The following is a 26368-nucleotide window of genomic DNA, read 5'->3' as shown; positions in this document are numbered from 1 at the left end:
GAGCTCACGAAAAAGCGAGGGAACACGGGCGCTTGCTGGTCGTTTCGACGACGTAGCAAGCCCGCGAGAGACCATGTCGTTCACCGAACTGCAGACCCCGATTCCGATGACTGTCGAGGGCAAGGGCCCCGGGCAGGCGATCGCCGTGATCGACTACGGGCCCGAGCATCACCTGATCTGGGTCGTCGCCCTCGACGACAGCGGCGAGATCTGGAGCACGCCCAATCCAAAGGTGCGGATGCAGTCCAACTGGACCATGGGCCGGAAGGTGCGGCCTGGCGGGGACGTGGAATCGCTACGGCCCGCGGCGGTGAGGGGCTAAGCGCCCAGCAACGCCCTTGTCGCTGCTTCCACATCCGCCTGGCGCATCAGGCTCTCGCCGACCAGCATCGCCTTCGCTCCGGAGCCTTCCAGTCGCGCGGCGTCTGCGGCGGTGAAGATGCCGCTTTCAGTGACCAGCAGCGCGCCGGCCGGCGCCCGGTCGGCGAGGCGTTCGGTGATGGCCAGATCGACCGTGAAGGTCTTCAGATCGCGGTTGTTCACGCCTACCAGCGTCGCGCCGAGTGCTCCGGCGCGGTCCATCTCGGCCTCGTCATGCACCTCGACCAGCGCGTCCATGCCGTAGCGGGCGGCCTCGGCCATCAGGTCGGCGGCGAGCGCGTCGTCGATCATCGCCAGGATGACGAGGATGGCGTCGGCGCCGAGCGCGCGGGACTCGGCGACCTGCCAGGGGTCGACGAGGAAGTCCTTGCGAATACAGGGCAGGGCGGTGGCGGCGCGGGCCACGACCAGATAGCCGTCCGCGCCCTGGAAGCTCGGCCCGTCGGTCAGGACCGACAGGCAGGCCGCGCCCCCGGCTTCATAGGCGCGGGCCAGCGCGGGGGGATCGAAGTCCGCCCGGATCAGGCCCTTGGACGGGCTCGCCTTCTTGATCTCTGCGATCAGGGACAGGCGGCCGGGCGCGTGATGACGTTCGAGGGCGGCCTTGAACCCGCGCGGAGCGTCGGCGCCCCGTGCAGCCGCCTCGACCTCGGCGAGCGACCGCGCGGGCTTCCGTTCGGCCACTTCATCGCGCTTGTAGGCGGCGATCCTCGCCAGAATGTCGGTCACGCGGTCACCGCGATCAGGGTCTCCAGCGCCTTCAGCGCCCGGCCGTCGTCGATCACCTTCCGAGCCAACTCGACGCCCTCGCGAAGGGTTTCGACCGTGTCGGCGACGAGGAAGGCGGCGGCGGTATTCAGCAGCACGATGTCGCGATAGGCGCCGGTCTGGCCGTTCAGCAGGTCGCGCAGCGCCGCGGCGTTGAACTCGGGGTCTCCGCCGGTGAGGTCCGCGAGCGAACCGCGATGCAATCCAACGGCTTCCGGCGTAATCTGAAACAGGCGGACGCCGCCGTCGCGCCATTCGGCGACCTCGGTCTCGCCGGTGATGGTCAGCTCGTCCATGCCCTGGCCGTGCACTGACCAGGCGCGGGTCGCGCCGAGCGCGCCGAGCGCGTGGGCGATCGGCTCAACGAAGCGCGGCGCCGAGACGCCGACCACCTGGCGCCTGGCGCCGGCTGGATTGGTCAATGGGCCCAACAGATTGAAAATCGTACGGAAACCAAGCTGCTGCCGGATCGGCGAGACGTGCTTCATCGCCCCGTGGTGCGCCTGGGCGAACAGGAAGCAGATGCCGGCCTCGTCCAGCGCCTTGCGCTGCTTGTCGAGACCGGGGTCGATATTGACGCCCAGCGCCGCCAGCACGTCGGCGGTGCCGGACTTGCTGGTGATCGCCCGATTGCCGTGCTTGGCGACCTTCAGTCCGCCGCCCGCCGCCACGAACCCGACGGCCGTGGAGATGTTCAGCGTATGCAGGCCGTCGCCGCCGGTGCCGCAGACGTCGACCGTTTCGTAGGGCAGATCCAGATGCACCGCGGCGCGGCGCATGGCGCGTGCGCAGGCGACGATTTCGCCGACGGTCTCGCCGCGCAGCCGGATTGCGGTGACCGCCGCCGCCACCTGGGCGGGGGTGGGTTCGCCGCGCAGGCAGGCGCCGAAGAACGCCTCGGCGTCCTCTTCCGACAGCGTCGCGCCGTCAGCCAGACGGCTCAGCAGGGGCTTGAAGGCGTCGGACACGGTCTAGACGGCTTCTGCGCGTTTCACGCCCGCCAGGTCGAGGAAATTGGCCAGCAGGATGTGGCCGCCCTCAGTGGCGATCGACTCGGGATGGAACTGCACGCCGTGCACCGGGCGGGTCCTGTGCTGGAAGCCCATGATCTCGCCGTCGTCCGTCCAGGCGGTGACCTCCAGAACGTCCGGCAGGCTTTCCTTGGGCACCGACAGGCTGTGATAGCGGGCCGCCGTGAAGGGGTTGGGCATGCCCTTGAACATGCCCTTGTCGGTGTGATGGATCGGGCTCGTCTTGCCGTGCATGATCGACTTGGCCCGCACGACCTCGCCGCCGTAGGCCTGACCGATGGCCTGGTGGCCGAGACAGACGCCGAGGATCGGCAGGTCTTCCGGCGCGCCGCGCAGCAGCGGCAGGCAGATCCCCGCCTGGTCCGGCGCGCAGGGTCCGGGCGACAGCAGCACGGCCTCGGGCTTCATCCCGAGCGCTTCCTGCACCGTCAGCGCATCGTTGCGCCAGACAGCCGTCTCCGCCCCCAGTTCGTTCAGGTAGTGAACGAGGTTGTAGGTAAAGCTGTCGTAGTTATCGATGACGAGGATCATGGCCCCGCTGTTCTAGGCGGTGGCGGGGTTTGCGCCAAGGGGCGGCGCGCTTCATCCTGTCAGCCATGGCGCACGCTGATTCCGTTCTCGACCACGAGGCCATGGCCTATGCCAAGGGGCTGCTGAAGGCTCCGCTGGAGAAGGACAGCCTGCTGGCGGCGCTGGCCGCGGCGCTGTTCGCGGCCGTGTCGGCGCTGGCGTTCGCGGTGGCGATGGTCATGGCCCCGCCGGTCACGACCAGCCGGCTGGCGCTGGAGCCGGAAGCGTCGAGCGCCGAGGTCGTCTCGGCCAGTGAGAACAACTAGCGCGTTCCGCCGGACAGATGAAATTCAAGCGGCAGCCTGACCAGTCGCCCGGTGGTCGGAGCGCCGTCTCCATCAACTTCGGCCATCTTGAAAAAGTAGGCGAGCTTCAGCACAGCCTTGCCGAAATCATATCCTTCCGGCGTCTCGCTGATCAGGGTGCACGACTGCAACCGGCCCTTCGGCGTGACCTTGCATTCGACGATCGCCCCGCCGCTCAGTCCGGCGGACAGGGCTTTCTCCGGATAATGACTGGCCACGTCGCGCCCGGTCGGCATCCTCTGCCAGACCGGGTGTGCGATGAGCGTGGCAGACGCCGTAACAGAGTCCTCCGCGCCAGCGACGCTCGCGACGGTTCCGGTCAACACGATGACTAGCAGCGCGGACTTCAAACGAAAGCTCATCGCGGTCGCTCTCCCGAAGGTAGCGGTTGCGCTAGCATGCTCTCCAGGCGTCGCCAAGCAGCCTAGCTGAACCGCCAGGCCTCCGCCGCTGCTCGGCGCAGGGCGTTCGACTTGTGCAGGGTCTCGTCGTACTCGGCGTCCGGGTCGCTGTCGGCGACGACGCCGCCGCCGGCCTGGACGTACATGGTCCCGTCCTTGACCAGCGCTGTGCGCAGCACGATGCAGGTGTCGACCGAGCCGTCGGCGCCGAAGTAGCCGACCGCCCCGGCGTAGCCCAGGCCGCGCTTCTCGATCTCCAGTTCGTCGATGATCTCCATCGCCCGCACCTTCGGCGCGCCCGACAGGGTGCCGGCCGGCAGGGCGGCCATCAGCACGTCGACGGGATCCAGGCCATCCGGCGCATCGCCCTCGACGTTCGAGACGATGTGCATCACGTGGCTGTAGCGCTCGATGATGAAGCTCTGCGTCACCCGGACGGCCGGGCCGCGCTGGGCTTTCGCCGGTTCGTTGCGCCCCGGTTCGCGCAGCCGGGCGACGCGGCCGACGTCGTTGCGGCCGAGGTCCAGCAGCATCAGGTGCTCGGCCCGTTCCTTGGGGTCGGCGAGCAGCTCCTGCTCCAGCGCCAGGTCCTGCTCCGGCGTCGCGCCGCGCGGGCGGGTGCCGGCGATCGGCCGGATGGTCACCTTGCCGTCGCGCAGCCGCACGAGGATTTCAGGGCTCGAGCCGACCAGCTGGAACGGTCCGAAGTTCAGATAGAACAGGAAGGGCGAGGGGTTGGTTCGCCGTAGCGAGCGGTAGAGGGCGAACGGCGCGGCCTTGAGCGGCGCGCGGAAGCGGTGGCTCGGCACCACCTGGAAGATGTCGCCGGCGCGGATGTAGTCCTTGGCCTTCTCGACGATCACCGCATAGTCCTCGCGGCTGACCGGCGTCTCGAAGACGTCCGGGCCAGGCGCGCCTTCCGGCGCGGGGGCTGGCAGGGGTTGGCGAAGGTCGGCCATCACCGCGTCGAGCCGGGCAATGGCCTCGGCGTGGGCGGCTTCAGCGCTGACGCCCTTCACCGGCCGCGCGGGGGTCACCAGCACGATTTCCTGGGCGATGGCGTCGAACACCGCCACGATCGACGGGCGGATCATCACCGCGTCGGGCAGGTCGAGCGGATCGGGATTGATGTTCGGCAGCCGCTCGGCCAGCCGGACCATGTCGTAGCCCAGCGCGCCATAGATGCCGGCGGCGGGCGGCGGCAGACCGGCCGGCAGCTCGATCCGCGAGCGGGCGACCAGGTCGCGCAGGCTGTCCAGCGCTCCGCCGGACTGCGGCGTGAACCGGCCCTCGGCGATGGCCTCGTGCTCGGCGACCTCGGCGGCGTCGCCGCGACAGCGCCAGACCAGGTCAGGCTTCATCGCCACGATGGAGTAGCGCCCACGCCAGGCGCCGCCCTCGACGGACTCGAACAGGAAGGCGTAGGGCCGATCACGGGCGATCTTCAGATAGGCCGAGACCGGCGTCTCCAGATCATCGATCAGCCGGCGCCAGACGACCTGGGGCCGTCCCGCCTCCCATGCCGCCCGGAAGCTGTCGAAGGACGGCTCGGTCGTCACTTCGCCTTGCCCGCGGGCGCGTCCTCGCCCTCTGCCGCCTGGGTCTGGTCAAGGCCGATGGCCATGCGGGCGCGGGTCAGGTCGGTGCGGGTCTTCAGCTTCGTCCGGGCGTAACCGCGGGCGGCTTCGCCGATGTCGCCGAAGATGTCCTGGGTGAACTGCTGACGGCCCTGCTCGGTGGCCTGGGCCACCTGGGCCGGGTCGCCCGTGCGGATCGCCGTGACGACCGCGACGGCGACGCTGAAGTTCGGCGCGCTGGCGGTGAACGGCTCGCCCTTCTTGGAGCCGAGCGCGCCGCCGACCAGTTCGCGGCCGAGCGCCTGGTGCGCCTGCACCGTGGCGCGGCTCATGCCCGGGACGCGGACGACCGTTGCGCCGGCCGAGGCGGCGACCGCCTCGATCGACTCACCCTTGCGGATGCGGGCGGTCAGGGCCTCGGCGCGGGCCTTCATCAGGTCGGCCTGGCGCTTCAAAGTGATCGTCCGGACCAGTTGCGGCCGGATGGTGGCCATCGGCGGCAGGGCCGGCGGCACAATACGGTCGACGCGGACGGCGAAGTACTCGCCTTCGCCGGCTTCCTGGATGTCGCTCTCGCCACCCTGGGCCAGGTCGTAGGCGGCCTTGAGGATCTGCGGCGAGATACCGGCGACGGGGTTGCCGTCCATGCCGCGGCCGTCGGCCGTCACCGGGGCGTAGACCGTGGTCGGCACGCCGGCCTTGGCGGCGGCTTCGGGCAGGGTCGCACCGGCTTCGTGGGCGTCCTCGTAGACCTTGGACATGTCGGAGATCTTCGCGCCGGCCAGGTCGCCGCGCACCTTGGCCTCGATGGCCGCGCGGTGCTCCTCGAGCGTGGCGGTCGTGCCGGCCGTGACCTTCAGGACCTTGACCACCGCCAGGCCGAACTGGCCCTTGATCGGTCCGCTGACGCCGCCTTCCGGAAGCGAGAAGGCGGAGGCGGCGACGGCCGGATCGAAGAAGGACGAGCGCGGCTTGTCGGGGAACGTCGTCGCCGACTTGCCGTAGGCCTTGGCGATCGCGGCGGGATCCTCGCCCTTCTGCAGGCGGGTGATAATCGCGGCGGCCTGGGCCGCGTCGTTGGCGGCGATCTGGACCACCGTGCGCAGTTCCGGCTTGGACAGGCTGTCCTTCATGAAGTCGAACTGCTTCTGGACCTCGGCCTGGCTGACCGTGACCGTGCTCTCAAAGTCCTTGGCGGTGAAACGAACGACGGTGAAGCCGCGGAATTCCGGCAGGGTCATCTGCGCGGCGTTTTCCTTCAGGAAGGCATTGATGTCGGCGTCGGTCGGCGCGGGCACGGGACCGATGCTGGCCGGCGTCACCGTGAAGTAGGCCAGGTCACGCTGCTCGAGCGCGAACAGGCCCCCGATCGCGGAATAGGCGCGGGGCGCCCGCAGACCGGAGACGGCGGCGGCGACAAACTGGTTGCGGCGCATCTCGTCGGTCAGGATGCCCTCGAACACCGTCGGGGTCAGACCCTTCTCGCGGAGGGCGTCAGCGTATTTCTGTTCGTCAAAGGCGCCGGTGACCGAGTCGAAGAACACCGGGGCCTTGCCCAGCTCATCACGCAGCATCTTGTCAGAGGCGCGCAGACCCATCCGGGCCAGCAGTTCGTCGAGGGATTCGCGGAACGCCAGCTCCTCGAGCACGCGGCGATCGACGCCCTGTTCCTTGGCCAGTTCCGGCGAGATCGGCTGCTGGAAGCGTTCTTCGAGCCGCTCCTTGTAGCTGTCGAACTCCCGCTTGAAGTCGAAGGCGCTGACCGTCCGGCCGCCGGCCTTGACGACGTAGTTGGAGACGCCGCCGCTCAGCAGGTCCTGGTTGATCCCGAACACGGCGAACGCCGCCAGCAGGAGCACGAACAACAGGACCCCGACCCACGACCGGGCGAACTTCCGCATAAAGGCGAGCATGGATTCAAGAACCTTCAGAGCGCGGGGCGTCTGCGCCGCCCCGGCGGTATAGTGGAGGCGCATCCAACCCCGCAAGCGTGGCGCGGATGCGGCGTGACAGCCCGGCCGCCTTCGCGTAGGGCGCTGGGCGGTGAATCTGAACCACGAGGGCTCCGTCCATGACCGCTCTGCGGCCGCTGATTGCTGGAAACTGGAAGATGAACGGCCTTGAGGCCGGCCTGGCCGAGGCGCGCGCCGTGGCGGCGGCGCTCGAAGCCCGCCCGCCGGCTGCCCGTGTGGCGATCTGTCCGCCGGCGACCCTGATTCATCGCCTGGCGGACGCGCTGGCCGGTACGGGCGTCGAGGTCGGCGGACAGGACTGCCGCGCCGAGAGCGGCGGGGCGTTCACGGGCGACGTCGCCGCCGAAATGCTGGCGGACGCCGGCGCCGGCCTGGTGATCGTCGGACACTCCGAACGTCGCTCGGGCTATGGCGAGACCGACGCCCTGGTGGCGGCCAAGGCCGGCGCGGCGCATCGGGCGAGCCTCGAGCCGATCGTCTGCGTGGGCGAAACCCTGGCCGAACGCGAGGACGGGCGGACGCTTTCGGTCGTCACCGGGCAGGTGAGGGGCTCGCTGCCGGATGTGCTCGCCGGCAAGGCGTTCGCCGTGGCCTATGAACCTGTCTGGGCGATCGGCACCGGCCTGACGCCGACCCTCGAGCAGATCGAGGAAGTCCATGTTGCGATCCGCGCGGTGCTGGTGGAGCTGTTCGGCAACCACGGGGCGAGCGTGCCGATCCTCTACGGCGGCTCGGTGAAGCCCTCGAACGCGGCGGAGATCCTCAAGCTGCGCGACGTCGGCGGGGCGCTGGTCGGCGGCGCGTCGCTCAAGGCCGCGGATTTCCTGGGAATCATCGAGGCGGCCTGACCGGGGACACGTACCTTCGGTACATCTCCCCTGCCTACAGCAACAACCCCCAGAGCCGGCAGTCGCGGCGCTCCCCGTCGCGGTCCACGTGGCCGCGCAGGTAGCCTTCTTCCTCGAAGCCGAGCTTCCGGAGCAGGGCTTCCGACGCCAGGTTGCCGACATGGGTGCGGGCCCACAGGCGCTTGAAGCCGAGCGTCGCGGCGTGGCCCATGACCGCCTGCATCGCCTCGTAGCCGAAGCCCTTGCCCCAGGCGTCCTTGCCCAGGATGAAGCCGACCTCGGCGCGATGGTGTCGCCAGTCGATGTCGGACAGGTCGACGCTGCCGAGATAGCGCTGGTCGTCGTTCAGCCGCACCGACCAGTAAAAGGCCTGCTCGTTGGCCATCTCGATCAACTGGCCGTGGATGAAGGCCTCGACCACGTCCGGATCGTCGATGGCGACGCTGTCCATGTGCGCCATGACCTCCGGATCGGCCATGATCGGATGGATCAGCGGCCCGTCGGCTTCAGTCACCGGGGTCAGTTTGAGGCGTTCGGTTTCCAGAATCATGGACTTGCACAGCTGCGAACAATGCCCAGCTATGGCGTGGCCGCCCGCGTGGTGCTAGAGGGGCCGGCTTGTTTCGACAGGGCGCGTGCGCCGAACGGACCCGTACAACTCCCATGCTGCTGAATATCCTGCTCACGATCCAGATCATCGTCGCCGTCCTGCTGGGCGTGGCGGTGCTGCTGCAACGCTCCGAAGGCGGAGCGCTGGGCATGGGCGGCGGTCCGTCGGGCTTCATGACGGCGCGCGGCCAGGGCGACCTGCTGACCCGCTCGACCTGGATCCTGTTCTCGATCTTCCTGTTGCTGTGCGTCGCCCTGACCATCGTTCAGGGCCGTGAACGCGCCGGATCGTCGGTCGCCAACCGTGGCGGCGTGATTGAACGCAGCGCGCCGGTGACGCCGCCGGCCACCACGCCGGCCGCGCCGACGGGCTCGGCGCCCGCGCCGCAGCTGCGCGGCCTGCCCGCGCCGACCACGACGGCTCCGGGTTCCGCCGTCGACGGCGCGCTCGGCGGCATGGCCCCGGTCGAGACCCCGCCCAGCAAGTAAGTTCAGCCGTCTGTCGATGGTGCAGGCGCCGAGGCCGAATCGGCGCTATTCTGGATTCCCATGGCCCGGTACATTTTCATCACCGGCGGCGTGGTCTCCTCACTTGGCAAGGGTCTCGCGTCCGCCGCTCTCGGCGCGCTCCTCCAGGCGCGTGGCTACAAGGTCCGCCTTCGCAAGCTCGACCCCTATCTGAACGTCGATCCGGGGACGATGAGTCCCTATCAGCACGGCGAGGTCTTCGTGACCGACGACGGGGCGGAGACCGACCTCGATCTGGGTCACTACGAGCGGTTCACCGGCGTCAGCGCGACCCGCGCCGACAACATCACCACCGGCCAGATCTACAAGACGATCATCGAGAAGGAGCGGCGCGGCGACTATCTGGGCGCGACCGTCCAGGTGATTCCGCACGTCACCAACGAGATCAAGGAATTCGTCCTTTCGCCCGCGCTGGACGAGAACGGCGCGGAGGCCGATTTCGTACTGGTCGAGATCGGCGGCACCGTCGGCGACATCGAGGGCCTGCCGTTCTTCGAAGCCATCCGCCAGCTGGGCCAGGAGCTTCCGCGCGGCGGCAGCTGCTTCGTCCACCTGACCCTGCTGCCGTTCATCAAGACGGCCGGGGAGATGAAGACCAAGCCGACCCAGCACTCGGTGAAGGAGCTGCGCTCCATCGGCATCCAGCCGGACATCCTGCTGTGCCGCTGCGAGCAGCCGATCCCGACCGAGGAAAAGCGCAAGATCGGCCAGTTCTGCAACGTCCGCTCCAGCGCCGTGATCCAGGCGATGGACTCCTCGTCGATCTACACCGTGCCGCTCGACTATCACGAGCAGGGCCTGGACCGCGAAGTGCTGGACGTGTTCGGCATGGGCGATGCGCCGGAGCCGGACCTGTCGCGCTGGAAGACCATCGGCGACACCCTGGCCAATCCCGACGGCGAGGTGACCATCGCGGTCGTCGGCAAATACACGGTGCTCAAGGACGCCTACAAATCCCTGATCGAGGCCCTGAGCCACGGCGGCGTCGCCAACCGGGTGAAGGTCAACCTCGACTGGGTCGAGAGCGAGACGTTCGAAAACGAGGACGGCGCTGCGGCCAGCCGGCTGGAGGGCGTGCACGGCATCCTGGTGCCCGGCGGCTTCGGCGAGCGGGGCAGCGAGGGCAAGATCCTCGCCGCCGAGTTCGCGAGGGTGCGAAACGTCCCCTATTTCGGCATCTGTTTCGGCATGCAGATGGCCGTCATTGAGGCGCTGCGGAACGTCTCCGGGCTGACGGAGGCGTCGTCCACCGAGTTCGGCCCGTCCGCCGAGCCCGTGGTCGGTCTGATGACGGAGTGGACGCAGGGCAACCAGCGGGTCGAGCGCCGCGAAGGCGACGACCTGGGCGGCACCATGCGTCTGGGCGCCTACGAAGCGGTGCTGACGCCGGGGTCCCGGGTCGCGGCGATCTATGGCTCGACGGACATCTTTGAGCGTCACCGGCACCGGTACGAGGTCAACATCGGCTACCGCGACCAGATGGAGGCGGCGGGCCTGAAGCTGACCGGCTGTTCTCCTGACGGGGTGCTGCCCGAGATCGTCGAGCGGACCGATCATCCATGGTTCGTCGGCGTCCAGTTCCACCCGGAACTCAAGAGCCGGCCCTTCGCCCCGCACCCCCTGTTCGCCAGCTTCATCGCGGCGGCCAAGGAACAGAGCCGGCTGGTCTAGTTCCTCTTGAATCCCCGGGCGGTTTCCGGCATACACCCGCCCTCACGCGGCGGCCCGACGGCCGCCGTCACTGTTTTTCATGCTCAGCGAGCAGAGTTATCCGATGGCCGTTCCCAAACGCAAAGTCTCGCCCTCGCGTCGCAACATGCGTCGCTCGCACCACGCCCTCGGCGCGAACTCCTATGTCGAGGACAAGGACACCGGCGAGCTGCGCCGCCCGCACCATGTCGATCTGAAGACCGGCATGTACGGCGGCCGTCAGGTCATCACGCCCAAGGAAGACTAGTCCTTCCAGGAGCGCGACAGCCGAAAACGGCCGCCGGTTTCGGCGCCCGTCGCGCGACAAGGCAAAGACTGGACTGACGCGATTTGACGGCGCCCGGGGAGCTTCTCCGGGCGCCGTTCGCATTTGAGCGACCATTGTCCGGCGACGTGCTATCCTCCCTGAAAATACCGGGGGGAGGACCCCATGCTGAGCCGACGTCAAATCGCTCTCGCCCTGTCCGGCGCCGCCCTGGCGCCCGGCATCGCTTTCGCCCATGAAAACGCCCCGGATACGCCGCCTGAGGCCGAAGAGATCATCGGTGCGGGCGAGGATCGCTTCGACCGCCTGACCATTCCGGTGCTGATCGGCGGGCAGGGGCCGTTCCAGTTCGTCGTCGACACCGGCGCTGACCGGACCGTGCTGTCGCAGGAGGTGGCCGAGCAGCTCGGCCTGCCGCCAGGCCGCGATGTCATGGTCCAGGGGATCACCGGCTCGGAACTGACGCGCACGGTCCGGGCCCCCGAAATCACCATCGGCAAGATCAGCCTCAAGGGTCTCGACCTGCCGGTGCTGTCGCGGGAGCGGCTGGGAGTCGACGGGCTGCTGGGCGTGGACGCGCTGCAGAAGCGCCGCCTGGTGATGGATTTCCGCGCCCGCAAGCTCGAGATCCTGGCCGCCTCGGGGGCCCTGAAGCCCAGCTCGACGGCGAGCGACGCCTTCGTCAGCGCCCGCGATCGATTCGGCCGCCTCGTGGTGATCGACGCCAACGCCAACGGCGCGCCGGTCAGCGCGTTCATCGATTCGGGCGCCGGGATGAGCATCGCCAACTCAGCCCTGGCCGAATCGATCAGCAATCGCGGCGGCTGGCGTGGCCTGGGACGGACCGTGCCGCTCTACGGCGTGACCAGCCACCAGGCGACGGCCGAGCTCCGACGGCTCGACTCGGTGCGGCTGGGCGGGCTGCGATTCTCTGACATTCCCGTGCTGATCGCCGACCTCGACCTGTTCGCCCAATGGGGCATGGCCGACCGGCCGACCATCCTCCTGGGCGTCAACGTCCTGCGGCTGTTCTCGCGGGTCGAGATGGACTACGGCCGCCGCCGGGTGATGTTCCGCGTCGGCGCCGATCCGCAGATCTGGCTGGCGTAAATCCTCCCCATCGGGGGAGGTGGCTCGCCTTCGGCGAGCCGGAGGGGGTCACCCCGCATCTGAGCGGACCCCCTCAGTCAGGCCTGCGGCCTGACAGCTCCCCCGATGGGGAGCATCTGACAATCAGCCCTGCGTGCGCGCCCGCGCCTGGATGCCCGCGCGCCGCGCTTCCACGGCCTCCGGGGTCACGAGCCGGTTGTTGGCCGTGGACGTCTTGTTCTCGAACGCCATGCCCTCGGCGAACGACAGCGCATAGCCGCCGTCGATGGTCCGCTTGTAGGTGGTCAGCGTCTCGACCGGGATGGTCGCCATGTCCGCGGCCAGCTTCTTCGCCACCGTCAGCAGGTCGGCCGCCGGCACGACGCGATTGACCAGGCCCCACTCGCAGGCGGTTTTCGCATCGAGGAAGTTTCCGGTCAGGCTCAGTTCCTTGGCCCGGTAGATGCCGATCAGCCGCGACAGCTTCTGCGACAGGCCCCAGCCCGGCATGATCCCGACGCGGGCGTGGGTGTCGGCGAAGCGGGCGTTCTCGGACGCGATCAGCACGTCGCAGGCCAGGGCCACCTCGAAGCCGCCGGTGATGGCCACGCCGTTGATCGCGCCGATCACCGGCTTGGTGCACAGCTCGATCGCCTTGACCGGGTTCTCGTCGGCGCCGTCGGCGTTGGCCGCGCTCATCGCCTTGGGATCGGAGCCCAGCTCCTTCAGATCCAGGCCGGCCGTGAAGGCCCGCTCGCCCGCGCCGGTCAGGATCACTACGCTGACCTCCGGATCGGCATCCAGCGCCGTCATGGCCTTGTAGAGTTCGCTGCGCATCGCCTTGGACAGCGCGTTCATCGCCTCGGGGCGGTTCAGGGTGACGACGGCGATCCCGTCCTGTTTCTCGACCAGCAGCAGCATGGGGCGTTCCTCTGTTTACGGTCAGGGATGGCCGGGCGACGGAGGGGCAGTCAAGCGGCGCGCGTGTTCGTGCGTGGTTCGAGACGCCGGCCTGATGGCCGGCTCCTCACCATGACGAAAGGGGGGTGCGATCCGCTGAGGTCGTCATCCTGAGGAGCGAGCCTCAAGCGAGCGTCTCGAAGGACGCAGCGGCCCTCGGTTGCGATTTCCCGGTCGGAAGGCTAATCGGGGCGCGCCTTTTCAAGACCTTGCCCGCCGGAGCTCCCATGACCGAGATCGTCGACATCATCGCCCGCGAAATCCTCGACAGCCGCGGCAATCCGACGGTGGAAGTCGATGTGGTGCTGGAAGACGGCTCGTTCGGCCGCGCGGCGGTGCCGTCGGGGGCCTCCACGGGCGCCCACGAGGCGGTCGAGAAGCGCGACGGGGACAAGAACCGCTACGGCGGCAAGGGCGTGCTGGACGCGGTCGCCGCGGTCAACGGCGAGATCTACGACGCCCTCAGCGGCGTCGACGCCGAGGATCAGCGCCGGGTCGACAGCCTGCTGATCGAACTGGACGGCACGAAGAACAAGGCCCGCCTGGGCGCCAACGCCATCCTCGGCGTCTCGCTGGCCACGGCCAAGGCGGCCGCCGTCAGCGCCGACCTGCCGCTCTACAAGTACGTCGGCGGCGTCTCGGCCCGCGTGCTGCCGGTGCCGATGATGAACATCATCAACGGCGGCGCCCACGCCGACAACCCGATCGACATCCAGGAGTTCATGATCCTGCCGACCGGCGCTGCGACCTTCTCCGAAGGCCTGCGCATGGGCGCGGAGATCTTCCACGGCCTGAAGAAGGCGCTCAAGGACGCCGGCCACAACACAAACGTCGGCGACGAGGGCGGCTTCGCCCCGAACATCGGCTCGGCCGAAGAGGCGCTGGCCTTCATCGTCAAGGCGGGCGAGTCGGCCGGCTTCCGCGCGGGCGAGGACTTCGTCCTGGGTCTCGACGTGGCGGCCACCGAGTTCTTCAAGAACGGCAAGTATGTGCTTGAGGGTGAAGGCAAAACCGTCGATCCGGCGGGCATGGTCGCCTATCTCGAAGGGCTGGTGAGCAAGTTCCCGATCGTCACGATCGAGGACGGTTGCTCCGAAGACGACTTCGAGGGCTGGGGCCTGCTGACGGCAGCCCTGGGCAAGAAGATCCAGCTGGTCGGCGACGATCTGTTCGTGACCAACCCCGAGCGCCTGTCGATGGGCATCGACAAGGGCCTGGCCAACTCCATCCTGGTCAAGGTCAACCAGATCGGCACGCTCAGCGAGACGCTCGACGCCGTCGATATGGCCCACCGCGCCGGCTACACCGCCGTGATGAGCCACCGCTCGGGCGAGACCGAGGACGCGACCATCGCCGACCTCGCCGTGGCGACCAACTGCGGGCAGATCAAGACCGGCTCGCTGGCCCGCTCCGACCGTACGGCCAAGTACAACCAGCTGCTGCGCATCGAGGAGCAGCTGGACGACCAGGCGGTCTACCTCGGCCGCAAGGCGATCAAGCAGGGGTAGAGCTCTTCCTCTCCGCGAAGCGGGGAGGGGGACCGCGCGGAGCGCGGTGGAGGGGCAGCGCGGGGCGTGGTGAATATCCGCGTTCTGACTCGCCTGCCTGACGATGGCGATGCCCCTCAGTCAGGCTCCGCCTGACAGCTCCCTACAGGTGGGGAGCATTAGGGTGGGCTTAACCACGCTCTCGGCAATGTGCTCCGGTACCGCCGCCCGGATTCGCCAGCGTGTTCCAACGCCTGCAGCCTCTTCTTCCGACCTTCGCCCTCTTCGGGCTGATCGTCTATTTCGTGTTCCACGGCCTGACCGGGGAGCGCGGTCTGCTGCTCGGATCACAGCGCCGGGCGCTGCTCGCGGAACGAACCAGCGAACTGCAGGTTCTGCACAGTCGCAGGCTGGACCTGGAGGCCCGCGCCCGGCTATTACGTGACGGCAGCCTGTCGGCGGACCTTCTTGAGGAACGTGCGCGTTCTCTTCTGGGATTCGCGGACCCGAAAGATTATGTGATCCGCACCAAGCCCTGACCGGGGTGGAATTTTCCGTCCCGGCGCTCAGCGAGGGACGAACCGGCCGCAATGAGACGATCCAGGGGAGCATTCAATGGCGCGGGCGCGTAAAGCGGAAACATCATCGGGCAAGGGTGATGACACCGGTGTCAAGGCCGGTGCGAAGGGCGCTTCCAAGGCGCTGCTGCTGAAATACTACCGCGACATGCTGCTGATCCGCCGGTTCGAGGAACGGGCCGGCCAGCTGTACGGCATGGGTCTGATCGGCGGCTTCTGCCACCTCTACATCGGTCAGGAAGCCATCGCCGTGGGGATGGACGCCATCCGCAAGCCCGGCGACCAGATCATCACCGGCTACCGCGACCACGGCCACATGCTGGCCGCCGGCATGGATCCCAACGAGGTGATGGCCGAGCTCACGGGCCGCGCGGGCGGCTCGTCGAAGGGCAAGGGCGGGTCGATGCACATGTTTTCGACGCAGGCCGGCTTCTACGGCGGCCACGGTATCGTCGGGGCGCAGGTGAGCCTCGGGACCGGCCTGGCGCTGGCCGACAAGTACAAGAAGAACGGCAACGTCAGCTTCACCTACTTCGGGGACGGCGCGGCCAACCAGGGCCAGGTCTACGAGAGCTTCAACATGGCCGAGCTGTGGAGCCTGCCGGTCGTCTATGTCGTCGAGAACAACCAGTACGCCATGGGCACCTCGATCGAGCGCTCGAGCTCTGAAACCCGCCTGCACAAGCGCGGGATTTCGTTCAACATTCCAGGCGAGGAAGTGGACGGCATGGACGTCGAGGCGGTGGCCGAGGCCGGCGCCCGCGCCGCCGAGCACGCCCGCAGCGGCAAGGGGCCCTACATCCTCGAGATGAAGACCTATCGCTACCGCGGCCACTCGATGAGCGACCCGGCCAAATACCGCACCAAGGAAGAGGTCGACGAGGTCAAGAAAACCCGCGATCCCATTGAACACCTTCGCGAACGTCTGGCGTCGGTGAAGGTGACCGAGGACGAGCTGAAGGTCATCGACGCCGAGGTGAAGGCCATCGTCGCCGCCTCCGCCGAGTTCGCCCGCACCAGTCCCGAGCCGGACCCGTCCGAGCTGTACACCGACGTCTATCTGGAGGCCGCGCAGTGAGCGTCGAGATCCTCATGCCGGCCCTCTCCCCGACGATGGAGGAGGGCACCCTCGCCAAGTGGCACGTGAAAGAGGGCGATACGGTCAAGGCCGGCGACGTTATCGCCGAGATCGAGACCGACAAGGCGACCATGGAGGTCGAGGCGGTCGACGAGGGCGTCGTCGGCGCGATCCTCGTGCCTGCCGGGACCGAGAACGTGAAGGTCAACACGCCGATCGCGCTGCTGGGTGAAGGGGAGGCCAGTGCGTCCTTCGAGACGCCGGCAGCGCCGGCTCCTCAGGATGACGCACCGGGTAGCCTCGTCCCTGAAGCCAAAACTGTTCGTCAGCCTGAGGAGGCCGCGCCAGCGGCCGTCTCGAAGGCCGCACCCAAGCCCCTGAACGACCCCGAGATCCCCGCCGGCACGAAGATGATCCGCATCACCGTCCGCGACGCCCTGCGCGACGCCATGGCCGAGGAGATGCGCCGCGACGGCGACGTCTTCCTGATGGGCGAGGAGGTCGCGCAGTACCAGGGCGCCTACAAGGTCTCCCGCGAGCTGCTGCAGGAGTTCGGCGACCAGCGGGTGATCGACACGCCGATCACCGAGCACGGCTTCGCCGGTCTGGGCGTCGGCGCCGCGATGGCGGGCCTCAAGCCCATCGTCGAGTTCATGACCTGGAACTTCGGCATGCAGGCCATCGACCAGATCATCAACTCCGCCGCCAAGACGCTCTACATGTCTGGCGGCCAGATCAAATCCTCGATTGTCTTCCGCGGCCCCAACGGCGCGGCAAGCCGCGTCGGCGCCCAGCACAGCCAGGACTACAGCGCCTGGTACGCCCAGATCCCGGGCCTTAAGGTCATCGCGCCCTACGACGCGGCCGACGCCAAGGGCCTGCTCAAGGCGGCCATCCGCGACCCCAACCCGATCGTCTTCCTCGAACACGAGATGATGTACGGCATCGAGTTCGACATCCCCGATGTCGAGGACTGGGTCGTGCCGATCGGCAAGGCCAAGGTCCGCCGCGAGGGCAAGGACGTGACCATCACCGCCCACAGCCGCATGGTCGGCCTGGCGCTGAAAGCCGCCGAGGAACTGGCCGCGGAAGGCATCGAGGCCGAGGTCATCGACCTGCGCACCCTGCGCCCGCTGGACCACGAGACCATCCTGGAGAGCGTGCGCAAGACCAACCGCCTGGTCAGCGCCGAGGAAGGCTGGGGCCCCATGGGCGTCGGCGCCGAGATCGTCGCCCGGGTGGTCGAGCACGCCTTCGACTACCTCGATGCCCCGCCGTTGCGCGTCCACCAGGAAGACGTCCCGCTTCCCTACGCCGCCAACCTGGAAGCCCTGTCGCTGCCCGGTCCGGACAAGATCGTCCGGGCGGTGAAGGCGGTTTGCTACCGGTGATGCTTTCGCTGGCACATCCGGCCCTGCGTCCTTCGAGACGCGGCTTCGCCGCTCCTCAGGATGACGGGCAAGGTTTGATGGCACCCCAGTTCGTAATGGTGAGGAGCGAGGCCCCAGCCGAGCGTCTCGAACCACGCACGGGATGTCAGTTATGACTACTGAAACCCACGTCCACACCGGCGGCTGCCACTGCGGCGCCGTCCGCTTCGAGGCGGACCTGCCGGCCGTGGTCGAGGCCCAGACCTGCAACTGCTCCATGTGCGAGAAGGTCGGCTTCATCCACATCATCGTGCCGGAAAGCCGCTTCCGCCTGACCTCCGGTGCCGACCAGATCACCACCTACACCTTCAACACCGGCGTCGCGAAACACACCTTCTGCAAGGTCTGCGGCGTGAAGAGCTTCTACCGGCCCAGGTCCAACCCGGACGGCTGGTCGGTGAACGCCCGCTGCCTCGACACCACCGAGGGCCTCGATCTGCGCATCGAAGCCTTCGACGGCCAGAACTGGGAGGCCCACGCGGCCGCCCTGGCGCATCTCAGTAAGGAAGACTGAATGTCCATCGAGATCCTCATGCCCGCCCTGTCCCCGACCATGGAGGAGGGGACGCTGGCGAAATGGCACGTGAAGGCCGGCGACACGGTGAAGGCGGGCGACGTCATCGCCGAGATCGAGACCGACAAGGCGACCATGGAGGTCGAGGCCGTCGACGAGGGCGTCGTCGAGGCCCTGCTGGTTGTCGCCGGGACCGAGAACGTCAAGGTCAATGCCGTGATCGCGCGGTTGGCCGGGGAGGGGGAGGTTGCGTCCTTCGAGACGCCGGCTGCGCCGGCTCCTCAGGATGACGCAAAGGGTGGGCCCAAGACTTCTCGTCAGCCTGAGGAGGCCGCGCCAGCGGCCGTCTCGAAGGCCGCACCGCCCGCGCCACCCGTGCAGGACGCCGGTGAGACCGGCGCAACGACCAAGGCGCCCGAGCCCAAGCTCAACGGCGCGTCGGGCGAGCGCGTGTTCGCCTCGCCGCTGGCGCGCCGCCTGGCCCAGGCCGCCGGCATTGATCTGAAGTCCATCGCGGGGTCGGGCCCGCATGGGCGGGTGATCAAGGCCGACGTCGACGCCGCCCGCGGCAAATCCCCCACCAGCGCTCCGGCCTCGACCGGAGCCGCGCCCGTCACCGCGCCCACCCGTCAGGTCCAGTCGTTGGAACAGCAGGGCATCCCCGCCGGCAGCTACGACCTCGTCCCGCTCGACGGCATGCGCAAGACCATCGCCCGGCGGATGACCGACAGCTTCCGCGACGTGCCGCACTTCCCGCTGACCATCGATCTGGAGATCGACGGCCTGCTGGCGGCGCGGGCGAAGATCAACGCCATGCTCGAGAAGGACGGCGTGAAGGTCTCGGTCAACGACCTGGTGATCAAGGCCGCGGCCGTCGCGCTCAAGCGCGTGCCGGAAGCCAATTCCAGCTACACGCCCGAGGGCATCGCCCTGCACCACCACGCCGACATCGCCATGGCCGTGGCCATCGACGGCGGCCTGATCACCCCGATCATCCGCGCCGCCGAGACCAAGGGCCTGGCGCAGATCGCCGTCGAGGCCAAGGATCTGGCCGCCCGGGCCCGCGACAAGAAGCTCAAGCCCGAGGAGTTCCAGGGCGGCACCTTCTCGATCTCCAACATGGGCATGATGGGCATCAAGAGCTTCGCCTCGATCATCAACGAGCCGCAGGCCTGTATCCTCAGCGTCGGAGCGGGCGAACAGCGGCCGGTGGTGAAGAACGGAGCCCTGGTCATCGCCACGGTGATGACCGTGACCCTGACCTGCGACCACCGCGCGGTCGACGGCGCTATCGGCGGCCGTTTCCTCAGCGTGTTCAAGGCGCTGATCGAAGATCCCCTGACGATGATCGTTTGAGGCCGTGACCATGGATTTCGACGTCATCGTCATCGGCTCCGGCCCAGGCGGCTATGTGACCGCCATCCGCGCCAGCCAGCTGGGACTGAAGACCGCCATCGTCGAGCGGGCCGAGCTCGGCGGCATCTGCCTCAACTGGGGCTGCATCCCGACCAAGGCGCTGCTCAAGAGCGGCGAGGTCTATGAGCAGCTGTCGCACCTGGGTGACTACGGCCTGTCGGCCAGCGGCGCGAGTTTCGACTTCGGCAAGATCATCGAGCGGTCGCGCGGCGTGGCGAAGAAGATGGAGGGCGGCGTCGCCTTCCTGATGAAGAAGCACAAGATCGAGGTGCTGTTCGGCGCCGCGAGCCTGGAAAAGGGCGCGCCCGCGCCCAAAGTCACCGTTGCGCTCAACGCCGGCGGCAAGCGGACGATCACAGCGAAGCACGTGATCCTGGCCACCGGCGCCCGGGCGCGGACCATCCCGGCCATCGGTCTGGAGAGCGACGGCGACCGGGTCTGGACCTATCGGGACGCGCTCGTGCCGAAAGCCTGCCCAAAGAGCCTCATCGTCATCGGCTCGGGCGCCATCGGCATCGAATTCGCCAGCTTCTACAGGGCGTTGGGTGCAGACGTTACCGTGATCGAGGCGCTCGATCGCATCCTGCCCGTCGAGGACGAAGAGGTCTCCAAGACCGCCCACAAGGCGTTCGAGAAGCGCGGGCTGAAGTTCCGCGTGGCGGCCAAGGTCACGAAGCTGAGCAAGAGCAAGACCGGCGTCGCCGTGGCGCTCGAGGCCGGCGGCAAGGCCGAGACGCTGGAGGCGGACGTGGCCATCGTCGCGGTCGGCATCACCGGCAACGTCGAGAACCTGGGGCTCGAGGCGCTGGGCGTCACGGTCGACCGGGGCCACATCGTCACCGACAGCCACGGCAAGACCAATGTCGCCGGTCTCTACGCCATCGGCGACATCGCCGGCCCACCATGGCTGGCGCACAAGGCCAGCCACGAGGGCGTCCACTGCATCGAGCATATCGCCGGGCTGAAGCCGGCCAACCTGACGGCGCCGATTCCCGGCTGCACCTATTCCAATCCGCAGATCGCCTCCGTCGGCCTGACCGAAGCCGCCGCCAAGGCGGCCGGTCATGAGCCGAAGGTCGGCCGCTTTCCGTTCCGGGTGAACGGCAAGGCGGTCGCCGCCGGCGAGATCGAGGGCTTCGTCAAGACGGTGTTCGACGGCAAGACCGGCGCCCTGCTCGGCGCCCACATGATCGGCCACGAGGTCACCGAGATGATCCAGGGCTTCGCCGTGGCCATGACGCTGGAGGCCACCGAGGAAGACCTGATGGCCACGGTGTTCGCCCACCCGACCATGAGCGAGGCCATGCACGAGAGCGTGCTGGACGCTTATGGGAGAGCGCTGCACATCTGACCGAAGGGGACATGTACCGCAGGTACGTGTCCCCCAATCGAGCGGCGACGGGGTTTAGGGGACACGTACCTGCGGTACATGTCCCCGGCGGCGCTACTTCTTCCGCGCGCCGTCGACGCTCCACGCGCCCGGTCCCGCGCAGGCGAGGAACAGGAAGATGAAGCAGAACAGCAGGGCCGGCTCGCCGCCGTTGAGGGCCGGGTAGAGGCCCTTGGAGCCGTGGACCATCCAGTAGGCGACGGCCATCATCCCCGAGAGGACGAAGGCGGTTGGGCGGGTGAACAGGCCCAGGATCAGCAGCGCCGCGCCGACGATCTCCAGCCAGCCGGCGGCCAGCATGATCGGCGGTAGCGGGCCGTCCATGGCCGCGGCCGGGAACTGAAAGATCTTCATCAGGCCGTGTTGCAGGAAGGCGAGCCCCGCGACGATGCGCAACAAGGCCTGCGCCTGCGGCGCGTAACCAAACAGTCGTTCCATAGCGTCTTCCTCCCCCAGAAGGATTTCGCTACGCCGCCCGCGCTTCCGTTTCGGCCATACGCTGGATGGCGACGTAGTCGGTCTTGCCGGTGCCCAGGACAGGGACCTCCGGAATCTTGACGATCTTGCGCGGCACCGACAGCTCCGGCGCGCCCAGCGACTGGGCGTGCGCCAGCAGCGGCGCCACGGTGGCGTCAGAGCGATCGGTGAACAGGATCAGCCGCTCGCCCTTCTTGGCGTCGGGCATCGAGATCACCGCATGACGGCCGTCCGGCCAGACCGCGACGGCCAGATCCTCGGCGGCCGTCAGGGAGACCATCTCGCCGCCGATCTTGGCGAAGCGCTTGACCCGGCCCTTGATGGTGACCCAGCGATCGTCGCCCTCGATCGAGACCACGTCGCCGGTGTCGTGCCAGCCGTCGGGCAGGGGATCGACCCCGCCCTTGTCGTTGAGATAGCCGGCCATGACGTTAGGGCCGCGCAGGAACAGGCGACCGCCGCCGGGGATGCCCTCGACGGTCTCGATCCGCGTCTCCATGCCGGGCAGCATGCCGCCGACGGTGCCCCGACGGTTGTCGGTCGGCTTGTTGACCGCCACCACGGGCGAGGCTTCGGTCGCGCCGTAGCCTTCCAGCACCGGCACGTTGCCGAACCGCTCGGCGATCAGGTTGTGCGTTTCCTCGCGGACCTTCTCGGCGCCGCAGACGATGAACTTCAGGCCCGACAGGTCGCCGGGATCAGCCGAGCGCGCGTACTGGTTCACGAACGTGTCGGTGGCCAGCAGGATCGAGGCCTTGGCGTCCCGGATCAGGGCCGGGATCTGCTTGATGTGCAGCGGCGAGGGATACTGGAACGCCTTCATGCCGGTCAGGATCGGCAGCAGCACGCCGCCGGTCAGGCCGAAGCAGTGGAAGGTCGGCAGCGGGTTGAACATCACCCAGTCGGGGTCGAGGTCGATATGCGCCTCGATCTGGTGAACGTTGCTGACCAGGTTCTTGTGGCTCAGCACCACGCCGCGCGGCGCGCCGAAGCTGCCCGAGGTGAACAGAATCACGCCCGGTTCGTCAGGGCGGAGCTTCGCCCGGAACCGCTGCGGGAAGGCCCCGGCCGCGGCGGCGTACAGCTTGTCGGCCAGGCCGATCTGCTCGCGCAGGTCTTCGAGGTAGACGATCTTGCAGCCGCCGTTCTCCAGCGAGTCGATCAGATCGTGCAGCTTGCCCTGTTCGATGAAGGCGTGAGCGGTAAGGACCGTCTTCACCCCGGCCAGCTTGCAGGCGCCGCGCAGGTTCCGCAGGCCGGCAGTGAAGTTCAGCATCGTCGGGATGCGCGCGAAGGCGTGCAGGCCGAAGAAGGTGACCACCGCGCCGGCGCTGGACGGCAGCAACACGCCGACGTTCTCGCCCTTTTCGGTGATCCCCGCGATTTTCCGGCCCAGGGCGAAGCTGCCCCGGATCAGGTCGGTATAGGTCAGCGGCGTACGGTTCTGATCCTCAAGGATCGGCTTCTTGGCCCCGTATCGGTCGCGGGCTTCGAGAAGGGCGTCAAAGACAGACCGCTCCCCGGCCCGCGCGTCGTAAGCACGCGGCATATGGGTGAAACTCCCCGGATGTTTCCCACCAGTATTGTTGGCGGAACCCTATCGTCCGGGTTCCCGCTTGAAAAGGTCCGTTACAGTCCGTGAGCAGGCGGGCTCTGGATGAGGATCGGCCGGGAGCCGGCGCGGGTGCGCACGAAGCTGTCGACGGCGGCCAGCCAGGGGATGCGCACGGCGTCCCGTTCGAGGTGCAGGGCGTGTCGGCCGGACGCCAGACCGTAGGCCCGGCATTTGGTCATGGACTTGCAGATTCGCGTCTGTGCGGCAGCGTCAGCCTGACGGTCCGCGCCGCCGGTGAGCATCAGGGTCGGGGTTTCGAGCGTCGCGAGGCCGGGCTCGATGGTCTTTGACGTCGCGCGGAAGCCGGCCAGCCAGCCCAGGCTCGGGCCGCCCATGCGCAGGTCGGGGTTGGCCGTCTGCCAGGCCTTGCCGACCGCGCCGCGCCAGATGTCGCCGGTCAGGCCCTGCGCCCGGGCGTCCGGCGCTTCGCGGGTCCAGCCGGTGTTCATGGCGGCGGGCAGGCGGCCAAGGCCCGCGCGCACCAGCGCCGCCTTGCCGGTGTCGACGGGGTCTGGCCCGGCGAAGGCGGGCGCCGACAGGATCAGCCCCTCGGCCGGCGCGCCCTGCTCGATCGCGGCGATCGCGACCAGGCCGCCGTCGGAATGACCCAGGAAGACGATCGGCGCGCCGGGCGTGCTGGCGATCATCATCCGTGACAGGGTCTTCACCGCGCGGATATCGGCCTTGAAGTCCGGAACATGACCGAGATCGCGGGGCAGGACGTAGCGCTCCGACCCGCCCTGGCCCGCGCGCTCCAGCACCCAGACACTGTAGCCACGGGCGTTCAGGTCGCGCGCGGTCTCGAACCAGACCTCGGCGGATTCGCCATAGCCGGTGAGAATCAGGACCTGGGCCTGGGGCGTGATCGGGGTCGAGGAGACGCCGTAACGCTGGGCGGGCGCGTCGCCGATCTTCAGCAGCCCCCAGGCCCAGCCTTCCGGCGCCCAGAAGCGCGGTGAGAGCGCGGGCGGAATGCGGCTCTCGACGAATGCACCGCCGCCATCCCCGCCGCCACAGGCGGTGAGGAGCAACAGGAAGCCGGCTAGGAGAAGGCGGGCGCGCATTGCGGCGAGTGTCGTGGCCTTGGAAGGCGCTCGCAAGAGCGTGCACGCGGCGGGAGGTTGCGGGGTTAAAGACGCTCGCTTGAGGCTCGCGCCTCACCATGACGAAATCTTGGGCGACCGAACCCCTTTTCGTTATCCTGAGGAGCCCCGAAGGGGCGTCTCGAGGGACGCACCATCTTTCCGCCCCTCTACGCTTGATCCCGCGCCCCGGAAGGACGATCTAGGCCCCATGGCCACGGTGATCGACACCCTGAAGGCGCGTCCGCGCCATCCCGAGAAGGCGAACCGGCCCGAAACGCCGCTGCTGCGCAAGCCCGACTGGCTGCGGGTGAGGGCGCCGGGCTCGGCCGGCTATAACGAGACCCGCGACATCGTCCGTTCGCACGGCCTGACCACGGTCTGCGAGGAAGCGGCCTGTCCGAACATCGGCGAGTGCTGGACCCAGAAGCACGCGACCATGATGATCATGGGCGAGATCTGCACGCGCGCCTGCTCTTTCTGCAATGTCATCACCGGCAAGCCGAACGCCCTGGACCCCACCGAGCCCGCCCGCGTGGCCGAGGCGGTGGCGAAGATGGGTCTCAAGCACGTGGTCATCACCTCGGTCGACCGCGACGACCTGGAAGACGGCGGCGCGGCGCACTTTGCGGCCGTGGTCTACGCCATCCGCGCCGCGGCGCCGGACACGACCATCGAGATCCTGACGCCCGACTTCCTGCGCAAGGATGGCGCGGCCGAGATCGTCATCGACTCGGCGCCGGACGTGTTCAACCACAACCTCGAAACCGTGCCGCGGCTCTATCTGACCATCCGGCCCGGCGCCCGCTACTACAACTCCCTCCGCCTGCTCGAGCGGGTCAAGGATCGCGATCCCCGCCGCTTCACCAAGTCCGGCCTGATGGTCGGCCTCGGCGAAAGCAAGGAGGAGGTCATGCAGGTGATGGACGACATGCGTTCGGCCGGCGTCGATTTCCTGACCATCGGCCAGTATCTGCAGCCGACCCGCCGGCACGCGGCCGTCGACCGGTTCGTTCATCCCGACGAGTTCGCCGCCTATGAGGCGATCGCCCGGGCCAAGGGCTTCCTGATGGTCTCGGCCAGCCCCCTGACCCGCTCCTCGCACCACGCCGGCGAGGACTTCGCGCAGCTGAAGGCCGCGCGCGAAGCGCTCGAGGCCCGCTAGGACAGGGCCGGGCGGTTTGAAGCACAGACTGACCCGCATCCTGCCCTACACGCCGGACCAGCTGTTCCAGCTCGTCGGCGACGTGGAGCGGTATCCGGAGTTCGTGCCCTGGATCACGGCCCTGCGGGTCTGGAACCGTCAGGATCCTGGCGAGGGCGTGACGATGCTCGACGCCGAGGCGGCCGTGGGGTTCTCGTTCCTGAAGGAACGGTTCTCGACCCGCGTGCGCCGCGACGCGACGGCGCGAACCATCGACGTCAACCTGCTCAGCGGGCCTTTCCGGCGACTGCAGAACCGCTGGCGGTTCGTCGATCACCCCGAGGGCGTCTGCGTTGAATTCGAGATCGACTTCGAGTTCAAGCTGGCCTTCCTCGACCGCCTGCTCAACGCCAACTTCGACCACGCGGTGCAGCGGTTGATCCAGTGCTTCGATGACCGGGCGAGGGTGCTTTACGGGGCGGCGTAGGCAGGGTGCGTGGTTCGAGACGCACGGCTGATGCCTCGCTCCTCACCATGACGAGGATGGGTGCAATCAAACCCCGCCCGTCATCCTGAGGAGCGGACCCTCAGGTCCGCGTCTCGAAGGACGCACTCAGATCGCGTCCCGCATCATCTGCAGCGCCACCGCGACCGCCGCCATCTGCACGTCCAGCCGGGTCTCGCCGTCGAACACCTCGTGACGATGCCGAATGCCGCCCGTGCTCCTCGCCGTGGCGATATGCACCGTGCCGACCGGCTTCATCGGTGACCCGCCGCCCGGGCCGGCCACGCCGGTGATCGCCACGGCGATGTGGGCGCGGGAGTTGGCCAGGGCGCCCTCGGCCATCATCCGGGCCACTGGCTCGGACACCGCGCCGAAGTCGGCCAGCATGTCGCCCTGGACCCCCAGCATCTCTTCCTTGGCGCGGTTGGTGTAGGTGACGAAGCCGCGGTCGAAGATGTCCGACGCCCCGGGGATCGAGCAGATCGCGGCGGCGACCAGCCCGCCCGTGCAGCTTTCCGCCGTCGTCACCCGCAGATGCCGTTCCCGCACCTCGTCGATCAGCAGCCGGGCGAGGGTCTCGACTTCGAGGGGGAACATACCGGCGGTCTCCGAAGGGCTGGTCAAATCGTAACGATAC

28 protein-coding genes are annotated in these 26368 nt (G+C 68.2%); 16 read left to right on the top strand and 12 right to left on the bottom strand.

Annotated features, from left to right (window positions below; all coding sequences use genetic code 11):
- Window positions 1-73 precede the first annotated feature (73 nt).
- Window positions 74-322, top strand: coding sequence for a hypothetical protein (locus tag AC3WJT_RS13680; RefSeq protein ID WP_492343678.1), 249 nt, complete (start codon window positions 74-76; stop codon window positions 320-322).
- Here AC3WJT_RS13680 and trpC read toward each other — a convergent pair.
- Genes trpC through AC3WJT_RS13665 form a run of 3 tightly spaced genes read right to left on the bottom strand, consistent with a single transcriptional unit; the run spans window position 319 to window position 2711 of the window.
- On the bottom strand, window positions 319-1110 hold the full coding sequence (gene trpC, locus AC3WJT_RS13675) for an indole-3-glycerol phosphate synthase TrpC (protein WP_492343677.1): 792 nt from the start codon (window positions 1108-1110) through the stop codon (window positions 319-321). The two genes, AC3WJT_RS13680 and trpC, sit on opposite strands and share 4 nt — an antisense overlap.
- The gene (trpD, locus tag AC3WJT_RS13670; protein WP_492343676.1) at window positions 1107-2117 is read right to left on the bottom strand and encodes an anthranilate phosphoribosyltransferase; all 1011 of its coding nucleotides are present in this window, start codon (window positions 2115-2117) and stop codon (window positions 1107-1109) included. The genes trpC and trpD overlap by 4 nt, the downstream gene beginning before the upstream one ends.
- 3 nt (window positions 2118-2120) lie before the next feature.
- Window positions 2121-2711, bottom strand: a complete 591-nt coding sequence (locus AC3WJT_RS13665) for an anthranilate synthase component II (protein WP_492343675.1) — start codon at window positions 2709-2711, stop codon at window positions 2121-2123.
- Window positions 2712-2776: 65 nt separating this feature from the next.
- Between AC3WJT_RS13665 and AC3WJT_RS13660 the strand changes: the two genes are divergently transcribed.
- Window positions 2777-3016, top strand: coding sequence for a hypothetical protein (locus tag AC3WJT_RS13660; RefSeq protein ID WP_492343674.1), 240 nt, complete (start codon window positions 2777-2779; stop codon window positions 3014-3016).
- On the opposite strand, the gene AC3WJT_RS13655 is transcribed toward AC3WJT_RS13660, so the two are convergent.
- The 3 genes from AC3WJT_RS13655 to AC3WJT_RS13645 form a co-directional block, all read right to left on the bottom strand.
- Window positions 3013-3417 carry a TonB family protein gene (locus AC3WJT_RS13655; RefSeq protein ID WP_492343673.1) on the bottom strand — a complete coding sequence of 135 codons (405 nt, stop codon included), beginning with the start codon at window positions 3415-3417 and terminating at the stop codon, window positions 3013-3015. The genes AC3WJT_RS13660 and AC3WJT_RS13655 overlap by 4 nt on opposite strands.
- Window positions 3418-3479: 62 nt before the next feature.
- Window positions 3480-5015 carry an anthranilate synthase component I gene (gene trpE / locus AC3WJT_RS13650; protein ID WP_492343672.1) on the bottom strand — a complete coding sequence of 512 codons (1536 nt, stop codon included), beginning with the start codon at window positions 5013-5015 and terminating at the stop codon, window positions 3480-3482.
- Window positions 5012-7009 carry a peptidylprolyl isomerase gene (locus tag AC3WJT_RS13645; RefSeq protein ID WP_492343671.1) on the bottom strand — a complete coding sequence of 666 codons (1998 nt, stop codon included), beginning with the start codon at window positions 7007-7009 and terminating at the stop codon, window positions 5012-5014. The genes trpE and AC3WJT_RS13645 overlap by 4 nt, the downstream gene beginning before the upstream one ends.
- Window positions 7010-7104: 95 nt before the next feature.
- Between AC3WJT_RS13645 and tpiA the strand changes: the two genes are divergently transcribed.
- On the top strand, window positions 7105-7854 hold the full coding sequence (tpiA, locus tag AC3WJT_RS13640; protein WP_492343670.1) for a triose-phosphate isomerase: 750 nt from the start codon (window positions 7105-7107) through the stop codon (window positions 7852-7854).
- Window positions 7855-7888: 34 nt separating this feature from the next.
- On the opposite strand, the gene AC3WJT_RS13635 is transcribed toward tpiA, so the two are convergent.
- Entirely contained in the window at window positions 7889-8404 is a 516-nt protein-coding gene (locus tag AC3WJT_RS13635; RefSeq protein WP_492343669.1) for a GNAT family N-acetyltransferase, read from the bottom strand.
- Between the two features lie 113 nt (window positions 8405-8517).
- Between AC3WJT_RS13635 and secG the strand changes: the two genes are divergently transcribed.
- From secG to AC3WJT_RS13615, 4 genes are all read left to right on the top strand, one after another.
- On the top strand, window positions 8518-8952 hold the full coding sequence (secG, locus tag AC3WJT_RS13630) for a preprotein translocase subunit SecG (protein ID WP_492343668.1): 435 nt from the start codon (window positions 8518-8520) through the stop codon (window positions 8950-8952).
- 60 nt (window positions 8953-9012) lie between these two features.
- The gene (gene pyrG / locus AC3WJT_RS13625) at window positions 9013-10662 is read left to right on the top strand and encodes a CTP synthase (protein ID WP_492343667.1); all 1650 of its coding nucleotides are present in this window, start codon (window positions 9013-9015) and stop codon (window positions 10660-10662) included.
- Between the two features lie 103 nt (window positions 10663-10765).
- A complete protein-coding gene (gene rpmF, locus AC3WJT_RS13620; protein WP_492343666.1) occupies window positions 10766-10948 on the top strand; it encodes a 50S ribosomal protein L32 in 183 nt (60 codons plus the stop codon).
- A 183-nt stretch (window positions 10949-11131) separates the two neighbouring features.
- Window positions 11132-12076 (top strand): retroviral-like aspartic protease family protein, encoded by a 945-nt coding sequence (locus AC3WJT_RS13615; RefSeq protein ID WP_492343665.1) that lies wholly within the window; start codon window positions 11132-11134, stop codon window positions 12074-12076.
- Window positions 12077-12199: 123 nt separating this feature from the next.
- Here the strand turns inward: AC3WJT_RS13615 and AC3WJT_RS13610 are convergent, their stop codons facing one another.
- Window positions 12200-12976, bottom strand: a complete 777-nt coding sequence (locus tag AC3WJT_RS13610) for an enoyl-CoA hydratase (RefSeq protein ID WP_492343664.1) — start codon at window positions 12974-12976, stop codon at window positions 12200-12202.
- 266 nt (window positions 12977-13242) lie between these two features.
- Between AC3WJT_RS13610 and eno the strand changes: the two genes are divergently transcribed.
- From eno to lpdA, 7 genes are all read left to right on the top strand, one after another.
- On the top strand, window positions 13243-14523 hold the full coding sequence (gene eno / locus AC3WJT_RS13605; RefSeq protein WP_492343663.1) for a phosphopyruvate hydratase: 1281 nt from the start codon (window positions 13243-13245) through the stop codon (window positions 14521-14523).
- A gap of 221 nt (window positions 14524-14744) precedes the next feature.
- Entirely contained in the window at window positions 14745-15041 is a 297-nt protein-coding gene (locus AC3WJT_RS13600; RefSeq protein WP_492343662.1) for an FtsB family cell division protein, read from the top strand.
- Window positions 15042-15117: 76 nt separating this feature from the next.
- A complete protein-coding gene (pdhA, locus tag AC3WJT_RS13595) occupies window positions 15118-16158 on the top strand; it encodes a pyruvate dehydrogenase (acetyl-transferring) E1 component subunit alpha (protein ID WP_492343661.1) in 1041 nt (346 codons plus the stop codon).
- Window positions 16159-16172: 14 nt separating this feature from the next.
- A complete protein-coding gene (locus AC3WJT_RS13590; RefSeq protein WP_492343849.1) occupies window positions 16173-17549 on the top strand; it encodes a pyruvate dehydrogenase complex E1 component subunit beta in 1377 nt (458 codons plus the stop codon).
- A gap of 151 nt (window positions 17550-17700) precedes the next feature.
- Complete coding sequence (locus tag AC3WJT_RS13585; RefSeq protein ID WP_492343660.1) at window positions 17701-18102, top strand: GFA family protein; 402 nt, start codon at window positions 17701-17703, stop codon at window positions 18100-18102.
- Window positions 18103-19458, top strand: coding sequence for a pyruvate dehydrogenase complex dihydrolipoamide acetyltransferase (locus AC3WJT_RS13580; protein ID WP_492343659.1), 1356 nt, complete (start codon window positions 18103-18105; stop codon window positions 19456-19458).
- 4 nt (window positions 19459-19462) lie between these two features.
- On the top strand, window positions 19463-20869 hold the full coding sequence (gene lpdA / locus AC3WJT_RS13575) for a dihydrolipoyl dehydrogenase (protein ID WP_492343658.1): 1407 nt from the start codon (window positions 19463-19465) through the stop codon (window positions 20867-20869).
- A 93-nt stretch (window positions 20870-20962) separates the two neighbouring features.
- On the opposite strand, the gene AC3WJT_RS13570 is transcribed toward lpdA, so the two are convergent.
- The 3 genes from AC3WJT_RS13570 to AC3WJT_RS13560 form a co-directional block, all read right to left on the bottom strand.
- A complete protein-coding gene (locus tag AC3WJT_RS13570) occupies window positions 20963-21346 on the bottom strand; it encodes a DoxX family protein (RefSeq protein ID WP_492343657.1) in 384 nt (127 codons plus the stop codon).
- 28 nt (window positions 21347-21374) lie between these two features.
- Window positions 21375-22934, bottom strand: a complete 1560-nt coding sequence (locus AC3WJT_RS13565) for an AMP-binding protein (RefSeq protein ID WP_492343656.1) — start codon at window positions 22932-22934, stop codon at window positions 21375-21377.
- Window positions 22935-23014: 80 nt separating this feature from the next.
- The gene (locus AC3WJT_RS13560) at window positions 23015-24064 is read right to left on the bottom strand and encodes an alpha/beta fold hydrolase (RefSeq protein WP_492343655.1); all 1050 of its coding nucleotides are present in this window, start codon (window positions 24062-24064) and stop codon (window positions 23015-23017) included.
- Between the two features lie 229 nt (window positions 24065-24293).
- Between AC3WJT_RS13560 and lipA the strand changes: the two genes are divergently transcribed.
- Both lipA and AC3WJT_RS13550 read left to right on the top strand, forming a co-directional pair.
- A complete protein-coding gene (lipA, locus tag AC3WJT_RS13555; protein ID WP_492343654.1) occupies window positions 24294-25247 on the top strand; it encodes a lipoyl synthase in 954 nt (317 codons plus the stop codon).
- Window positions 25248-25263: 16 nt separating this feature from the next.
- Entirely contained in the window at window positions 25264-25713 is a 450-nt protein-coding gene (locus AC3WJT_RS13550) for a type II toxin-antitoxin system RatA family toxin (protein ID WP_492343653.1), read from the top strand.
- A gap of 126 nt (window positions 25714-25839) precedes the next feature.
- On the opposite strand, the gene AC3WJT_RS13545 is transcribed toward AC3WJT_RS13550, so the two are convergent.
- Window positions 25840-26328, bottom strand: a complete 489-nt coding sequence (locus AC3WJT_RS13545; protein ID WP_492343652.1) for a CinA family protein — start codon at window positions 26326-26328, stop codon at window positions 25840-25842.
- Window positions 26329-26368: the final 40 nt, after the last annotated feature.

Source organism: Caulobacter sp. FW305-C-30-S16, assembly GCF_058783025.1.
The sequence above is the reverse complement of the archived record's forward strand: the minus strand, read 5'-3'. Positions and strand labels throughout refer to the sequence as shown.

Coding starts and splice junctions, on each gene's coding strand:
- lipA (WP_492343654.1), top strand. CDS start 24,294: ATGGCCACGGTGATCGACACCCTGAAGGCGCGTCCGCGCCATCCCGAG.
- rpmF (WP_492343666.1), top strand. CDS start 10,766: ATGGCCGTTCCCAAACGCAAAGTCTCGCCCTCGCGTCGCAACATGCGT.
- AC3WJT_RS13680 (WP_492343678.1), top strand. CDS start 74: ATGTCGTTCACCGAACTGCAGACCCCGATTCCGATGACTGTCGAGGGC.
- AC3WJT_RS13560 (WP_492343655.1), bottom strand. CDS start 24,064: ATGCGCGCCCGCCTTCTCCTAGCCGGCTTCCTGTTGCTCCTCACCGCC.
- AC3WJT_RS13655 (WP_492343673.1), bottom strand. CDS start 3,417: ATGAGCTTTCGTTTGAAGTCCGCGCTGCTAGTCATCGTGTTGACCGGA.
- AC3WJT_RS13610 (WP_492343664.1), bottom strand. CDS start 12,976: ATGCTGCTGCTGGTCGAGAAACAGGACGGGATCGCCGTCGTCACCCTG.
- pyrG (WP_492343667.1), top strand. CDS start 9,013: ATGGCCCGGTACATTTTCATCACCGGCGGCGTGGTCTCCTCACTTGGC.
- AC3WJT_RS13585 (WP_492343660.1), top strand. CDS start 17,701: ATGACTACTGAAACCCACGTCCACACCGGCGGCTGCCACTGCGGCGCC.
- AC3WJT_RS13660 (WP_492343674.1), top strand. CDS start 2,777: ATGGCGCACGCTGATTCCGTTCTCGACCACGAGGCCATGGCCTATGCC.
- AC3WJT_RS13635 (WP_492343669.1), bottom strand. CDS start 8,404: ATGATTCTGGAAACCGAACGCCTCAAACTGACCCCGGTGACTGAAGCC.
- secG (WP_492343668.1), top strand. CDS start 8,518: ATGCTGCTGAATATCCTGCTCACGATCCAGATCATCGTCGCCGTCCTG.
- tpiA (WP_492343670.1), top strand. CDS start 7,105: ATGACCGCTCTGCGGCCGCTGATTGCTGGAAACTGGAAGATGAACGGC.
- AC3WJT_RS13545 (WP_492343652.1), bottom strand. CDS start 26,328: ATGTTCCCCCTCGAAGTCGAGACCCTCGCCCGGCTGCTGATCGACGAG.
- AC3WJT_RS13645 (WP_492343671.1), bottom strand. CDS start 7,009: ATGCGCCTCCACTATACCGCCGGGGCGGCGCAGACGCCCCGCGCTCTG.
- eno (WP_492343663.1), top strand. CDS start 13,243: ATGACCGAGATCGTCGACATCATCGCCCGCGAAATCCTCGACAGCCGC.
- AC3WJT_RS13665 (WP_492343675.1), bottom strand. CDS start 2,711: ATGATCCTCGTCATCGATAACTACGACAGCTTTACCTACAACCTCGTT.
- pdhA (WP_492343661.1), top strand. CDS start 15,118: ATGGCGCGGGCGCGTAAAGCGGAAACATCATCGGGCAAGGGTGATGAC.
- AC3WJT_RS13570 (WP_492343657.1), bottom strand. CDS start 21,346: ATGGAACGACTGTTTGGTTACGCGCCGCAGGCGCAGGCCTTGTTGCGC.
- AC3WJT_RS13590 (WP_492343849.1), top strand. CDS start 16,173: ATGCCGGCCCTCTCCCCGACGATGGAGGAGGGCACCCTCGCCAAGTGG.
- AC3WJT_RS13615 (WP_492343665.1), top strand. CDS start 11,132: ATGCTGAGCCGACGTCAAATCGCTCTCGCCCTGTCCGGCGCCGCCCTG.
- AC3WJT_RS13580 (WP_492343659.1), top strand. CDS start 18,103: ATGTCCATCGAGATCCTCATGCCCGCCCTGTCCCCGACCATGGAGGAG.
- AC3WJT_RS13565 (WP_492343656.1), bottom strand. CDS start 22,934: ATGCCGCGTGCTTACGACGCGCGGGCCGGGGAGCGGTCTGTCTTTGAC.